General features: G+C 76.2%; 17 protein-coding genes. 7 read left to right on the top strand and 10 right to left on the bottom strand.

All coding sequences use genetic code 11. The annotated features are described in order from the left end of the window. Positions 1-6: 6 nt before the first annotated feature. On the bottom strand, positions 7-516 hold the full coding sequence (locus LY71_RS06305; protein WP_106276095.1) for a hypothetical protein: 510 nt from the start codon (positions 514-516) through the stop codon (positions 7-9). Then, positions 507-1,163 (bottom strand): RNA polymerase sigma factor, encoded by a 657-nt coding sequence (locus tag LY71_RS06300; RefSeq protein WP_211297171.1) that lies wholly within the window; start codon positions 1,161-1,163, stop codon positions 507-509. Before LY71_RS06300 ends, LY71_RS06305 begins: the two co-directional genes overlap by 10 nt. Before the next feature lie 120 nt (positions 1,164-1,283). Between LY71_RS06300 and LY71_RS06295 the strand changes: the two genes are divergently transcribed. From LY71_RS06295 to amaP, 7 genes are read left to right on the top strand one after another with little or no spacing between them, the layout of a single operon-like run. Beyond that, complete coding sequence (locus LY71_RS06295; RefSeq protein ID WP_106276094.1) at positions 1,284-1,775, top strand: Asp23/Gls24 family envelope stress response protein; 492 nt, start codon at positions 1,284-1,286, stop codon at positions 1,773-1,775. Continuing rightward, complete coding sequence (locus tag LY71_RS06290) at positions 1,772-2,119, top strand: hypothetical protein (RefSeq protein WP_211297170.1); 348 nt, start codon at positions 1,772-1,774, stop codon at positions 2,117-2,119. The genes LY71_RS06295 and LY71_RS06290 overlap by 4 nt, the downstream gene beginning before the upstream one ends. Next, entirely contained in the window at positions 2,116-2,382 is a 267-nt protein-coding gene (locus tag LY71_RS06285; protein WP_106276093.1) for a hypothetical protein, read from the top strand. The genes LY71_RS06290 and LY71_RS06285 overlap by 4 nt, the downstream gene beginning before the upstream one ends. A 17-nt stretch (positions 2,383-2,399) precedes the next feature. Continuing rightward, entirely contained in the window at positions 2,400-2,582 is a 183-nt protein-coding gene (locus tag LY71_RS06280; RefSeq protein WP_106276092.1) for a hypothetical protein, read from the top strand. Continuing rightward, a complete protein-coding gene (locus LY71_RS06275) occupies positions 2,579-2,992 on the top strand; it encodes an Asp23/Gls24 family envelope stress response protein (protein ID WP_245887709.1) in 414 nt (137 codons plus the stop codon). Before LY71_RS06280 ends, LY71_RS06275 begins: the two co-directional genes overlap by 4 nt. A 1-nt stretch (position 2,993) precedes the next feature. Continuing rightward, the gene (locus LY71_RS06270; protein ID WP_106276091.1) at positions 2,994-3,530 is read left to right on the top strand and encodes a DUF6286 domain-containing protein; all 537 of its coding nucleotides are present in this window, start codon (positions 2,994-2,996) and stop codon (positions 3,528-3,530) included. Further along, positions 3,527-4,183 carry an alkaline shock response membrane anchor protein AmaP gene (amaP, locus tag LY71_RS06265; protein WP_106276090.1) on the top strand — a complete coding sequence of 219 codons (657 nt, stop codon included), beginning with the start codon at positions 3,527-3,529 and terminating at the stop codon, positions 4,181-4,183. The genes LY71_RS06270 and amaP overlap by 4 nt, the downstream gene beginning before the upstream one ends. Before the next feature lie 12 nt (positions 4,184-4,195). Here the strand turns inward: amaP and LY71_RS06260 are convergent, their stop codons facing one another. The 8 genes from LY71_RS06260 to ruvC all read right to left on the bottom strand — a co-directional run bounded on the left by LY71_RS06260 (position 4,196) and on the right by ruvC (position 13,246). Continuing rightward, positions 4,196-6,628 carry a RelA/SpoT family protein gene (locus LY71_RS06260; protein WP_281261587.1) on the bottom strand — a complete coding sequence of 811 codons (2,433 nt, stop codon included), beginning with the start codon at positions 6,626-6,628 and terminating at the stop codon, positions 4,196-4,198. 91 nt (positions 6,629-6,719) lie between these two features. Then, positions 6,720-7,316, bottom strand: coding sequence for an adenine phosphoribosyltransferase (locus LY71_RS06255; protein WP_106276089.1), 597 nt, complete (start codon positions 7,314-7,316; stop codon positions 6,720-6,722). Next, on the bottom strand, positions 7,313-8,701 hold the full coding sequence (gene secF / locus LY71_RS06250) for a protein translocase subunit SecF (protein ID WP_106276088.1): 1,389 nt from the start codon (positions 8,699-8,701) through the stop codon (positions 7,313-7,315). Before secF ends, LY71_RS06255 begins: the two co-directional genes overlap by 4 nt. Beyond that, positions 8,698-10,353: a protein translocase subunit SecD gene (secD, locus tag LY71_RS06245; protein ID WP_106276087.1), complete on the bottom strand. Its 1,656-nt coding sequence runs from the start codon at positions 10,351-10,353 to the stop codon at positions 8,698-8,700. Before secD ends, secF begins: the two co-directional genes overlap by 4 nt. A gap of 14 nt (positions 10,354-10,367) precedes the next feature. Beyond that, complete coding sequence (gene yajC / locus LY71_RS06240) at positions 10,368-10,733, bottom strand: preprotein translocase subunit YajC (protein ID WP_106276086.1); 366 nt, start codon at positions 10,731-10,733, stop codon at positions 10,368-10,370. Between the two features lie 172 nt (positions 10,734-10,905). Further along, on the bottom strand, positions 10,906-12,030 hold the full coding sequence (gene ruvB, locus LY71_RS06235; RefSeq protein ID WP_106276085.1) for a Holliday junction branch migration DNA helicase RuvB: 1,125 nt from the start codon (positions 12,028-12,030) through the stop codon (positions 10,906-10,908). Further along, the gene (ruvA, locus tag LY71_RS06230) at positions 12,027-12,668 is read right to left on the bottom strand and encodes a Holliday junction branch migration protein RuvA (protein ID WP_106276084.1); all 642 of its coding nucleotides are present in this window, start codon (positions 12,666-12,668) and stop codon (positions 12,027-12,029) included. Before ruvA ends, ruvB begins: the two co-directional genes overlap by 4 nt. Then, positions 12,665-13,246 (bottom strand): crossover junction endodeoxyribonuclease RuvC, encoded by a 582-nt coding sequence (gene ruvC / locus LY71_RS06225; protein WP_245887708.1) that lies wholly within the window; start codon positions 13,244-13,246, stop codon positions 12,665-12,667. The genes ruvA and ruvC overlap by 4 nt, the downstream gene beginning before the upstream one ends. Positions 13,247-13,360 lie beyond the last annotated feature (114 nt).

Here is a 13,360-nt window from a genome sequence, read left to right as displayed (position 1 = left end):
CCGGGGTCAGGTGAGGTCCTCGACCTCGACGTCGACCGCGGCCACCGGCAGCCCGAGGGTCGCCCCGGCCACCGCCGCGACGCGGGCCCGCACCCGGTCCGCGAGCTCGGGCAGCGGCACCCCGGCGCGGGCGGTCACCGCGACCGACACGCGCAGCACGCCTCCCCCGGCGGCCACCCGGCACCGGCCGGCCCGGACGTCGCCGGCCGACTCCACCGCCGCGCGCACCACCCGCAGCACCGCCGCCTCGGCCACCTCGACCCGGGCCCCGGGGACGGCGGAGAGCACCACCGGCGCCCCGGAGGGCCGCGGCTCGGCGCGGACGGCGTCCATCACCCGCCGCAGCAGCGCCGGCGGGGGCACCAGCGAGGCGTCCTCGCGGCGGGCGGCCGCGGTGGCGGCGGCCAGCACCTCGGACACCGGACCGTCGTCGTGCACCTCGTCGTCGTGCACCGCGTCGTCGTGCACCGCGTCGTCCGGCACTGCCTGGTCCGGCTCGCCGGGGGTCAGCGCCACGCGGTCATCGCCTCCGCCAGGTCGGCCCGGGCCCGCGCCAGGCGCCCGCGCACCGCCACCGGGGTGGTCCCGAGCGCCTCGGCGATCTCGGCGTAGGAGCGCTCGTGCAGCTCGCGGAGCACCCAGACCGCGCGCTGCTCCGGCGTCAGGCCGCGCAGCGCCGCGGCCAGGGCGTGCACGCCGGCGGCGGCCTCCACCACCCGCTGCGGCTGGTCGCCGGGGCGCGGGTCCGGCAGCTGCTCGAACGCGTCGGCGGGCAGCGCACGGCGGTCGCGCAGCCGGTTGAGGCAGCGGTTGGTGGCGGCCCGGTAGAGCCAGCCGCCCACGGCCGCGTCGTCGCGCAGCTCCGGCAGCCGACGCCAGGCGGTCACGAACACGTCCTGCACCACGTCCTCGGCCTCCTGCCGGTCGTCGAGCACCCGCACCGCCAGCCGGTACAGCGGCGCCTGGTGGCGCCGCACCAGCGCCTCGAAGGCACCGGCGTCACCCGCCCGCGCCCGGGCGGCCAGCTCGCCGTCCGGGACGGGGTGGTGACCCGCGTCCGGCGCCGCGGCGCTCAGTCCGCCCCCTCGTGCACCCGGCCACTGTGGCAGCGCCCGCCCGGTCCGGCAGCGCAGTGGCCGGCCGGTGACCCTGCGTACCGGCACCACGAGGTGGCGCGCATCACAGGACGGATCGGCGGTGAGCGCGTGACGACCCGGGAACTGGTGGGTCCTACCTGATGTCACGACATCCGATGCCGCACAACGGATCCCAGGAGGAACGACATGAGCGCCCCCACCACCACGTCCACCGCCACGTCGACCAGCAGCACCGCGGTCGCCACCAAGCAGAACGCCGGCACCTCGACCGGCACACAGCTGACCAGCTCGCAGGGCCGGACCACGATCGCCGACACCGTCGTCTCCAAGATCGCCGGCATGGCCGCCCGCGAGGTCAACGGCGTGTACCGCCTCGGCGGCGGCGTGGCCCGCGCCTTCGGCGCCATCCGCGAGCGCATCCCCGGCTCGGGCGGCCCGAACGTCTCCCAGGGCGTCTCGGTCGAGGTCGGCGAGACCCAGGCCGCCGTGGACATCGACATCGTCGCCGAGTACGGCGTCCCGATCGCCGACCTGGCCACCGGCATCCGCCGCAACGTGATCACCAGCCTGGAGCGGATGACCGGTCTGGAGGTCGTCGAGGTGAACATCAGCGTCAACGACGTCCACCTGCCCACCGACGACGACGCCGAGCAGCCGCAGCCCAGCCGCGTCGCGTGACGTCCCCCGGCACCGTCGTCGGCGGCACCCTCGTCGACGGGATCGACGTCGACCTGCTGGCGGCCGCGGTGGCCGCCTGCCCCGTGGTGGCCCGGCTGACCGCCGGCCCCGCGGGCGCGGGCGTCTACCTGCCGGGCCGCCGGGTGGCCGGCGTCGCCGTCCGCCCGCAGCTGGGCGGCGACCCGGCCCGGGTGGCGGTGCACGTCGTCGCACGGGCGGGGGTGCCGGTCCGGGAGGTCGCCGACCAGGTGCGGGCGGCGGTCGGCACCGTCGCACCGGGCTCGCCGGTCGACGTCGCCGTCGAGGACGTCGAGGACCCCGCTGCCGCGGACGGCTCGCCGTGAGCCCGCCCGGCGGCCCCGCGCCGGACGACGCCCGCGCCCGGCGGCGCGCGGAACGGGCGTGGATCCGCACGCACCACCCCGACGTCGGCGGCGACCCCGCCGCCTTCGCCGCGGGGCTGGCCGCGCTCCGGGCCGGCCACCTGCCGGCGAGCGACGCCCCGCCCCGGCCGCGGGTCACCGTCGTCCGCAGCCGCGGGCCGCGCGCCTGGCTGCGGCACCTGCTCGCCCCGCGGCGCCCGCCCCGCGCCCGCCCCCTCCGCTGACCCCTCAGGAGATCCCCATGCGCCCCAGCCTCGTCGGCCTGCTGGTCGGCCTCGTCCTCGGTCTCGCCGGTGCCTTCGGCGGGTTCGACGCCTTCCTGCTCGTCGCCGTCCTCGGCGCCGTCGGCCTCCTCGTCGGCCAGGTCGTCGAGGGCCGCGTCGACCTGTCCGCCTACCTCAGCGGCACCGGGGGACGGCGGTGACCGCGACGCCGGCGGGCGCGTCCGCGTCGGGCACCGTGGCCGACGCGCCGCGCGGCGAGCTCGACGGCCGCGGCCGGCTGGTCGTGGCCGACCGGGTCGTGGAGCGGATCGCCGCGCAGGCCGCCGCGGAGGTGGACCGGGCCACCGGGTCGCCGCGCCGGCTCCTCGGCGTCGCGGTCGGCTCCGCGGAGGACCGCCCGCAGGTCGACGCCCGCGTCGACTGGCCGGTCGCGACCGTCTCGGTGGTCATGTCGGTCGCCTGGCCCGCGCCGGTGCTCGAGGTGACCGAGCAGGTGCGCCGGCACGTCACCGAGCGGCTGGCCGCCCTGGCCGGCGTGCGCACCGCGGGCGTCGACATCCGGGTCACGGCCCTGCCCGGCCCGCGCTCCCGTGACCGGCGGGTGAGCTGACGTGCGCGCGGTCGACCGCGTCCTCGCCGTCCTGCTCGCCGTCGCCGGCCTGCTGCTCGGCGTCCTCGTCGTCGTCGAGGTCGTCGCCGCCGCCGTCGGTCGCGGTCCGGTCGCGCTGCCCTACGGCGCGGTGGCGGCCTGGCTGCGCGAGACGCCGTGGTCGGCGGGCGCCGCGGTCGCCGTCGCCGTGGGGCTGCTCGTGCTCGGCCTGCTGCTCCTCGTGGCCGAGCTGACGCCCCGCCGGCGCACCGACCTCGTGCTCACCGGCACCGACCCCGCGGTGACCACCACGCTGTCCACCCGCAGCCTGGGCCACGTCCTCGAGGCCGCCGCCACCGCCACCCCCGGCGTCGAGCGGGCCACCGCCCGTGCCCGGGCCCGCCGCGCCCGGCTGTCGGTGCGCGTGGCGCTGCGCGACGCCGACGAGGTGGCGCGCGTCGGGCGCGAGGCGCAGGCCCACGCGACCGCGGCGCTCGAGGAGCTGCGGCTGCGCCGGACGCCGCGGCTGCGGGTCCGCACCCGACAGGAGGCCCGATGACCACCACTGAGGACCGCCCGGCGCCCGCCCCTGCCCCCGGCGGGACGGCCGGCCCGGCCGCGCTGCTCCCGCGCACCCGCGCCCGCGGCGTCGTCCGCGCGAACCGGGTCGTGCTGGCCCTGCTCGGGCTGCTGCTGGCCGCGGCCGGCGCCGCCGCGCTCGCCGTCGTCCTGGGGCTGTTCGGCTCCCGGCTGGCCGACCGGCCGGTGCTCGACACCCCGGTCGCCGGGTTCGTGGACGCCCGCCCCTGGGCCTGGCCGGTGGTCGGCGTGGCCGGGGCCCTGCTGGCGCTGCTGTGCCTCCGGTGGCTGCTGGCCCAGGCGCGGTCCGACCGCGTCACCCGGCTGCCGCTGGCCCGCGACCCGCGGCGCGGTGACACCGAGCTCGACGCCGCCGCGCTCACCGGGGCGGTCGAGGACGAGGTCGAGGGCTACCACGGCGTCACCCGCGCCCGCGCCGGTCTGTCGGGGGCCGCGACCGCGCCGCTGCTCACCCTCACGGTCACCCTCGACGGGCGGGTCGACGCCGGGGAGCTGCACACCCGCGTCGTCGACAGCGCCATCGCGCACGCCCGGCAGGCGCTGGGCCGGCCGGACCTGCCCGCCCGAGTGGAGCTGGTGCTGCCCCGCCGGACCCGCCGCGACGTCCGCTGACGGAGGCCGCACTCAGGCGGTGACGCGCTCGACGTCGAAGACGCCCTCCACGTTGCGCACGGTCTGCAGCACCGCGCCGAGGTGGGCCGGGTCGGCCAGCTCGAAGGTGAACCGGCTGACCGCCACCCGGTCGCGGCTGGTCTGCACCGACGCCGACAGGATGTTGACCCGCTCGTCGGCCAGCGCCTTGGTGACGTCGGAGAGCAGGCGGTGCCGGTCGAGCGCCTCGACCTGGATCGACACCAGGAACACCGACCCCGGCTGGCTGGCCCACTCCACCTCGACCAGCCGCTCGGGCTTGCGCTGGAGGTCGCCGGCGTTGGTGCAGTCGGTGCGGTGCACGCTGACGCCGCCGCCGCGGGTGACGAAGCCGAGGATCTCGTCGCCGGGCACCGGGGTGCAGCACTTGGCGAGCTTGGCCCACACGTCGCTCATCCCGTGCACCACGACGCCGGGGTCGCCGCTGGCGGGGCGCCGGTGCGCCGCCCGGCGGGTGGGGATGGCGGTCTCGGCGATGTCCTCGACGGCACCCTCGGCGCCGCCGAGCGCGGTCATCAGCTTCTCCACCACCGAGGCGGCGGAGATCTGGTTCTCCCCGACGGCGGCGTAGAGCGCGGTGACGTCGGCGTGGCGCAGGTCCTTGGCCAGCGTGGCCAGCGCGTCGCCGCCGAGCAGCCGCTGCAGCGGCAGCCCGGACTTGCGCATGGCCCGGGTCAGGGCCTCCTTGCCGGCCTCCACCGCGTCGTCGCGGCGCTCCTTGGTGAACCACTGCCGGATCTTGGTGCGGGCCCGCGACGACCCGACGAAGCCCAGCCAGTCCTTCGACGGGCCGGCCGTGGGCGAGCGGGAGGTGAACACCTCGACGACGTCGCCGTTGGACAGCGTGCTGTCCAGGCTGACCAGCGCCCCGTTGACCCGGGCGCCGATGCAGCGGTGCCCCACCTCGGTGTGCACCGCGTAGGCGAAGTCCACCGGCGTGGACTGCCCGGGCAGGCTGATGACGTCGCCCTTGGGCGTGAAGACGAAGACCTCCTGGGGCCCGAGGTCGTAGCGCAGCGTCTCGAGGAACTCGCCGGGCTCCTGCGCCTCGCGCTGCCAGTCCAGCAGCTGGCGCAGCCACAGCATGTCGTCGGGCGAGCCGATCTTGGCCGCACCCATCTCCCCGGCGCTGGGGCGACCGCCCGCGCGGGCCTTCTCCTTGTACTTCCAGTGCGCGGCGATGCCGTACTCGGCGGTGCGGTGCATGTCGTGCGTGCGGATCTGCAGCTCGACCGGCTTGCCCTGCGGGCCGATCACGGTCGTGTGCAGCGACTGGTACATGTTGAACTTCGGCATCGCGACGAAGTCCTTGAACCGCCCGGGGACCGGCTGCCAGTGGGCGTGCATGATGCCCAGCGCGGCGTAGCAGTCGCGCACGGTGTCGACCAGGATGCGGATGCCGACGAGGTCCCAGATGTCGGTGAAGTCCCGGCCGCGGACGATCATCTTCTGGTAGATCGAGTAGTAGTGCTTGGGCCGGCCGGTGACGACGGCCTCGATGCCGGCGGCCTTGAGCTGCTCGGTGACCGCCGCGGTGACCTCGGCGAGATAGGTGTCGCGCGACGGCGCCCGCTCGGCGACCAGCCGGACGATCTCGTCGTAGCGCTTGGGGTAGAGCGTGGCGAAGGCGAGGTCCTCGAGCTCCCACTTGATGGTGTTCATGCCCAGGCGGTGGGCCAGCGGGGCGAGGATCTCCAGCGTCTCGCGCGCCTTCTTCTCCTGCTTCTCCGGCGGGAGGAAGCGCAGGGTGCGCATGTTGTGCAGCCGGTCGGCGAGCTTGATGACCAGCACCCGCGGGTCGCGGGCCATCGCGACGATCATCTTGCGGATCGTCTCGGCCTGGGCGGCGTCGCCCAGCTTCACCTTGTCGATCTTGGTGACGCCGTCGACGAGGTGGGCCACCTCGGGGCCGAAGTCGGCGCTGATCGCCTCCAACGTCGCGCCGGTGTCCTCGACGGTGTCGTGCAGCAGCGCGGCCACCAGCGTGGTGGTGTCCATCCCGAGCCCGGCGAGGATGGTGGCCACGGCCAGCGGGTGGGTGATGTAGGGGTCGCCGCTCTTGCGCTTCTGGGTGGCGTGCGCGGCCTCGGCGACGTCGTAGGCCCGCTGCAGCAGGACCAGGTCGGCCTTGGGGTGGCTCTGCCGGTGCAGCGCCGCCAGCGGCTCGAGCACCGGGCGGACCGGCCCGCCGCGCTGGCCGGCGACGATGCGCCGGGCCAGTCGGTCGCGCACCCGGCGCGGGCGGGGGGCGCTGGTCTCGCCCTCGGCCGGCGGCTCGCTGCCGACGTCGTCGGGACGGCGGACGAGGGGGCGGCTGGGCAGCGGGGCCCGCTGGTCCGGCGACGTGCCGCCCGGCTCCTCGGGTCGCGCGGCAGCCACTCCGGTGGCGGGCGCGTCGGGGGACACGGCGGCTCCTGCGCGGCTGAGGAGGTGAGACCCTCCCCATGCTAGCCGTGAGCAGCTCGTCCGCGGCCCGACCGGGCGGGAGAGCTCGCCCTCAGGTGGCCCAGAGGGAGTGGACGGCGTGCGGGGCCAGCCGCGCGCGTCCGCCCAGCTCGGTCAGCTCGATGACCACCGACACCGCGGTCACCACCGCGCCGAGCTCCTCGACCAGCGCCAGCGCCGCGGCCAGGGTGCCGCCGGTGGCCAGGACGTCGTCGACGAGCAGCACCCGCTGGCCGGCCCGCAGCGAGTCGGTGTGCATCTCGATGCTCGCCGTGCCGTACTCGAGGGCGTAGTCGGCGCTGACCCGCTCCCGCGGCAGCTTGCCGGCCTTGCGGACGGGGACGACCCCGACGCCGGCGTGCAGCGCCACCGCGGCGGCCAGCAGGAACCCGCGGGCCTCGACGCCGACGACGACGTCGAAGCCCGGGTCGGACGCGCCGCGGTCGTCGGCGTGCGCCACCGCGGCGGCGCGGGGATCGGCCTGCTGCGGCGCGGCCAGGCCCTCGACCATCCGCCGGAACGCCGCACCGTGGGCGAACACCGGCGTCAGGTCGCGGAAGAGCACCCCCGGCGTCGGGAAGTCGGGGACGTCGACGGCGAGCGTCGCGATGAGCTCCTCGAGCGGGAGCTCGGCCTCCGGTGCGCTCACCGGCGTCGCTTGGCGCCGGGGCGGCCGCCGGCGCGCTGGGGACGCTGCCCCGGCCGCGGCGCGGCGGTGGCGCCCCGCGGCCCGGGGGTGCGGGCGGGCTCCGGCGCCACCGAGGACGGCGACTCGACGACGACGTCGGCCTGCGCCGGGCCCAGCGCGCCGGGGTCGCGCTCGGCCAGCGCCACCCCGCCGCGGGCGGGGCCGCGGGTGCGGCGGGCGCTGGCGACGGTGCCCGCGGGGGCGCGGGTCCCCTGGCGGGCGGCGGAGGACCGGCGGGCCAGCACGCGCCGGCGCAGCGCCTGCACCTCCGGCTCGCGCTCCTTGAGGTCGGCGACGATCGGCGTGGCCAGGAAGATCGACGAGTAGGCGCCCGCGGCCAGGCCGACGAAGAGCACCAGCGCGAGGTCCTTGAGCGTGCCCACGCCGAGCAGGCCGGCGCCGACGAACAGCAGCCCGGCCACCGGCAGCAGCGCGATGACCGAGGTGTTGATCGAGCGCATCAGCGTCTGGTTGACCGCCAGGTTGGCCGCCTCGCCCCAGGTCATCCGGGCGCTGGCGGACAGACCCCGGGTGTTCTCGTCGACCTTGTCGAAGACCACGACGGTGTCGTAGAGCGAGAACCCGAGGATGGTGAGCAGGCCGATGACGGTGGAGGGCGTGACCTCGAAGCCGATGAGCGAGTAGACGCCGGCGGTGACCACCAGGTCGTGCAGCAGCGCGAGGATGGCGCCGATCGCCATCTTGGGCTGGAACCGGATCGCCAGGAACGCGATGACCGCGACGAGGAACACCGCGAGGGCCAGCAGCGCCTGGTCGGTGATGTCCTGTCCCCACTCGGCGCTCACCGACTCGGGGCTGACCTGGTCGGGGGTGATGCCGACGGTGCCGGCGACGGCCTCGACCACGGCCCGCTCGCCGGCGTTGTCCAGGGCGCCGGTGCGCAGCAGGATCTCGCTGCCGCCCACCACCTGGGCCGAGGCGACGTCGGCGCCGGCCTCGGTGGCCGCCTCGCGGACCTCCGTGAGCTCGGCGGTGGTGCCGGGCAGCCGGAAGCTGTTGCCGCCGGCGAAGTCGATGCCGAAGTTGAAGCCGCGGAAGACCATCGAGGCGATGCAGACGAGCACGACGACCGCGGTGACCTTGTAGATCAGCCGGCTGCGGCCGACGACGTCGAGGCCGGCCTCGCCGTTGTAGAGCCGGTTGACCAGCGACGCGCGCCTCTGCGGACGGCGCACCCCGCCCTCGGCCGGCAGGCCCGCCTCGGCCAGCGCCGCGTCGTCCGCGGCCGCCGCGGCGTCCTCGGTCGCCGATCCCGCCGCGTCGCCCGCGCGGGCCTCGTCGGCGTCGGTGCCCACGGGCACCTCGGTGTCGTGCTCGCGGCTCATGCCTGGCTCCTGTCCTGCGGGCGGCGGGCGCCGGACCCGGCGCCGACGAGCTCCCGCTCGGCGGCGGGCGCCTGCGCGGCGGCGTGGCTCGAGCGGTCGACCCTGCCGAGGCCGGAGAACCGGCTCCGGCCGAACGCCCGGTAGCGGGCCAGCACGGCCATCAGCGGGTGGGTGAAGAGGAAGACGACGATCAGGTCGAGCACCGTGGACAGGCCCAGGGTGAACGCGAAGCCCTTCACGTCGCCGATGGCCAGCCAGTAGAGGATCGCCGCGGCCAGGAAGCTGACCGCGTCGGCCGACAGGATCGTGCGGCGGGCCCGCACCCAGGCGCGCGGCACCGCCGAGCGCAGCGTGCGGCCCTCGCGGACCTCGTCCTTGAGGCGCTCGAAGTAGACGACGAAGGAGTCGGCGGTGATGCCGATGGAGACGATGAACCCGGCGATGCCGGCGAGGCTGAGCGTGAAGCCGATCTCGCGGCCCAGCAGCACGAGGCTGGCGTAGACGACCACCGCCGACAGGAACAGGCTGGCGATCATCACCAGGCCCAGCAGCCGGTAGTAGACCAGTGCGTAGACGAAGACCAGTGCGATGCCGATGGCGCCGGCGATCAGGCCCGCCCGCAGCTGCTCGGAGCCCAGCTCGGTGGAGATCGACTGGGCGGTCGCCTGGGTGAAGGTGAGCGGCAGCGCGCCGTAGCGCAGCTGGTTGGCCAGCTCCTCGGCGCTCTGCTGGTCGAAGGACCCCTGGATGGTCGTCTGGCCGTTGATCGCGTTCTGGATGGTGGGCGCGGAGACCACGCGCCCGTCGAGGGTGAAGGCGACGTTGCTGCCGATGTTGGCTGCGGTGTACGCCGCCCAGGTGGCCCGGCCCTCGCTCTTGAAGTCGAGCAGCACGACCCACTCGCCGGTGGTCTGCTGCGTGCCGGCGCTGGCGTCGGCGATGTCGGTGCCCTCGAGGATCGCCGGGCCGAGCAGGTACTTCTGCGTGCCGTCCTCGCTGCAGGCCGCGACGTGGTCGATCGACCGGTCGACGCTGCCGGTGACCTCCTCGGGCGAGCAGGTCAGCGTCGCGTACTGGGCGGCCGCCTCCTCCTGGGTCACCGCGGGCGCGTCGGGGGCGGGGATGGAGGGGTCCTCCACCGCGCCGTCGGTCGGCGCCGCGCTGTCGGTGGGTGCCGCGCTGTCGGTGGGTGCCGCGCCGTCGGTCGGGGTCGCGGCGTCGCTCGGCGTGGCGGCGTCCGACGGCTGCGCGCCGTCGGTGGTCTCGGCCGGTGCGGCCGGCTCGGGGCCGCCCAGCACCGGGCGGAAGCGCAGCTGCGCCGTCTGGCCGAGCTCGCGCGCCTGCTCGCCGTCGTCACCGGGCACCGAGATGACGATGTTCGAGTCGCCCTCGGTGACCACCTCGGCCTCGGCCACGCCCAGGCCGTTGACCCGCTGCTCGATGATCTGGCGGGCCAGCTCGAGGTCCTCGGGGTCGGGCGCCTGCCCGTCCGGCGTCCGGGCCGAGAGCGTGACGGTGGTGCCGCCGCGCAGGTCCAGACCCAGCTGCGGAGTCCGGTCGCTGCCGGTGAGGAAGATGAGGCCGTACATCACGGCGATGATCAGCACCAGCGCCGCGAAGTAGCGGCGCGCGGGCAGGGCGCGGTTGGCCACGGGTGGGACTCCGCTCAGAGGGTCTTGCCGCTGGGGCCGTCCCCGGGACGGTCGTCCCGGGACGGCGTGTCGTCGACGACCGGGTCGACGACGGTCTCGCCGGTGGCCACCGGGCCGGCGAGGTCACCGGCCGGCGGGCGCACCTGCAGGACCGCCTGCCGGGCGTAGGTCACCACGACGCCCGGGGCGATCTCGACCTGGATGGTGGCCGGGTCGGCGATGCCGGCCACCGTGCCGTGGACGCCGCCGGCCATGGTGACCGGGACGCCGACGGCCAGCGCCGACTGCGTCTGCTGCTGCTGGCGCTTGCGCGCCCGGTTGGGCAGCACGATCAGCGCCACGAAGGCCAGCACGAGCAGGAGGAGGGGGAACAGTTCCACGACGGTGGTGCCTCTCTACCGCGCTCGCGTGCACGCGGTCGGTGCGGTCCGGGTCGGGACCGCTCGGGTACGTCGGTCACGGCGCGCACGGCGACCGGTCGCCGATCCCGCAGGTCGCGCGGCCGGGACCGGTCGACCCGAGGGGTCGAGTTGCGCGCCAGCGCGGACGAGTCTAGGCGTCGAACAACGGTTCCGACGACGAACCCGGGTCACGCGGGACTGCTGTGACACCTCCGAGGGGGATCCCGCCGCGCGGCACCGGCCGGCCGAGGTGCTGCCAGGCCGCCTCGGTGGCCACCCGCCCGCGCGGCGTGCGCGCCAGCAGGCCGGCCCGCACGAGGAAGGGCTCGCAGACCTCCTCGACGGTGTGCGACTCCTCCCCCACCGCGACGGCCAGGGTGCTGACGCCCACCGGGCCGCCGGAGAAGCGGCTCACCAGCGCCTCGAGCACCGCGCGGTCGAGCCGGTCGAGGCCGAGGTCGTCGACGTCGTAGAGGGCGAGCGCGGCCCGGGCGACCGCGCGGGTCACCCGCCCGTCGGCCTCGACCTCGGCGTAGTCGCGCACCCGGCGCAGCAGCCGGTTGGCGATGCGGGGCGTCCCGCGGGAGCGGCGGGCGATCTCGGCCGAGCCGTCGTCGGTGAGCTCGACGCCGAGCAGCTCGGCGCTGCGGGCCAGCACCAGCTGCAGCTCGGCCGGCTCGTAGAACTCCATCTGGCCGACGAAGCCGAACCGGTCGCGCAGCGGCCCGGTCAGCAGCCCGGCCCGGGTGGTGGCGCCGACCAGGGTGAACGGGTTGATCTCCAGCGGGATGGCGGTGGCACCCGGGCCCTTGCCGACGACGACGTCGACCCGGAAGTCCTCCATCGCCATGTACAGCAGCTCCTCGGCGGGCCGGGCGATGCGGTGGATCTCGTCGATGAACAGCACGTCGCCGGGGCCGAGGTTGGACAGCATCGCCGCGAGGTCGCCGGAGCGCTCGATCGCCGGGCCGCTGGTGATCTTCACCGAGGTGCCGAGCTCAGAGCCGATGATCAGCGCGAGACTGGTCTTGCCCAGCCCCGGCGGACCCGACAGCAGCACGTGGTCCGGCGGCCGGCCCCGGCGCTTGGCGCCCTCGAGCACCAGCGCGAGCTGGCGGGCCACCTTGGGCTGGCCGATGAAGTCGGTCAGCGAGTGCGGCCGCAGCGCCGACTCGACCACCCGCTCCTCGTCGCCGGCCTGCGGGCTGACGCCGAACTCGTGGCCCGGCCCGGACTCGACCTCGCCGGTCAGCGACCGGTCGAACGGCGCGCTCACGACCGACCCAGCAGCTGCAGGGCCTGCCGCAGCAGCGCGGCGACGTCGACCCGGCCGGTGGCGGCCTGCTGCTCGTCGGCCACCGGGGCCAGCGCGGCCAGCGCGGTGTCGGCCTCACGGCTGCTCCAGCCCAGCCCGACCAGCGCCGAGGTCAGCTGGTCGCGCCAGGGCGCCACCGGGGTGAACGGCGCGGCGCCGCCCGGCAGCGGCGGGCCGTCGAGCTGGGTGTCGGTGGTGGTGGCGCCCAGCCGGTCGCGCAGCTCGAGGATCAGCCGCTCGGCGCCCTTCTTGCCGATGCCGGGCACCTGCATGAGCGCCTTGACGTCGGCCATCGACACCGCGCGCCGCACCTCCCGCGGCGGGTGGATGGCCAGCACCGCCTGGGCCAGCCGCGGCCCGACCCCGTTGGCGGTCTGCAGCAGCTCGAACAGCTGCCGCTCGTCGTCGTCGGCGAAGCCGTAGAGGGTGAGGGAGTCCTCCCGGACGACCAGGCTGGTGGCCAGCCGGGCCTGCTCCCCCACGGTCAGCCGCGCGATGGTGCCGGGGGTGCACTGCACCGCCAGGCCCACGCCGCCGACCTCGACCACCGCGCCGTCGGGCGACACCGCGGCCACCCGGCCGTTCACCGACGCGATCACCGCGACACCCCCTGCCAGCGCGGCAGCGTGCGCTGCACCACGGGCGCGCCGATGCCGCCGGCGAGCGCGGCCGAGCGCAGCCGCTGCTGGGCCGGCCCGCGCCACACGTGGCAGACCGCGAGCGCCAGCGCGTCGGCGGCGTCGGCCGGCTTGGGGGCGGCCGCGAGGCCCAGCACCCGGGTGACCATGAGGGTGACCTGCTCCTTGTCCGCGCGGCCGTTGCCGGAGATGGCGGCCTTGACCTCGCTGGGCGTGTGCCAGGCGACCGGCCGGTCGGCCTGCGCGGCGGCCAGCGCCGCGACCCCGGCCGCCTGGGCGGTGCCGGTGGCGGTGCCCTTGTTGTTCTGGGTGAACACCCGCTCGATGGCCACCACGTCGGGCCGGTGCTCCCGCAGCAGAGCCGTGACCTGGGTGTGCAGCTCCAGCAGCCGCAGCTCCAGGTCGAGGTCGGCGGAGCTGCGGATCACGCCCACGCCGACGGCGGCCGGGCGCGCGCCGGGGCGGCCGTCGACCACGCCCCAGCCGCACCGGGTCAGCCCCGGGTCGATCCCGAGCACCCGCATGGCGCTGCTCCCCACCGACGTCTCCCCCTGGCCGAACTGGTGTTCGACCGAGGCTAACCGCCGCGACCGACACGGGGAACGGCGACACGCCTGGTGACGGACCGGAACGGCCCCTCTGCAGGACCCCGC

The sequence above is a fragment of the Geodermatophilus tzadiensis genome, from assembly GCF_003002915.1.
In the GTDB taxonomy this organism is placed as follows: domain Bacteria; phylum Actinomycetota; class Actinomycetes; order Mycobacteriales; family Geodermatophilaceae; genus Geodermatophilus; species Geodermatophilus tzadiensis.
Note: the sequence above shows the minus strand (reverse complement) of the source record. Positions and strands in the feature narration are given on the sequence as shown.

What these genes read in the sequence shown, in the direction of transcription:
- LY71_RS06280 (WP_106276092.1), top strand. Translation starts at nt 2,400, where the DNA reads ATGCGCCCCAGCCTCGTCGGCCTGCTGGTCGGCCTCGTCCTCGGTCTC.
- amaP (WP_106276090.1), top strand. Translation starts at nt 3,527, where the DNA reads ATGACCACCACTGAGGACCGCCCGGCGCCCGCCCCTGCCCCCGGCGGG.
- secF (WP_106276088.1), bottom strand. Translation starts at nt 8,701, where the DNA reads ATGAGCCGCGAGCACGACACCGAGGTGCCCGTGGGCACCGACGCCGAC.
- LY71_RS06295 (WP_106276094.1), top strand. Translation starts at nt 1,284, where the DNA reads ATGAGCGCCCCCACCACCACGTCCACCGCCACGTCGACCAGCAGCACC.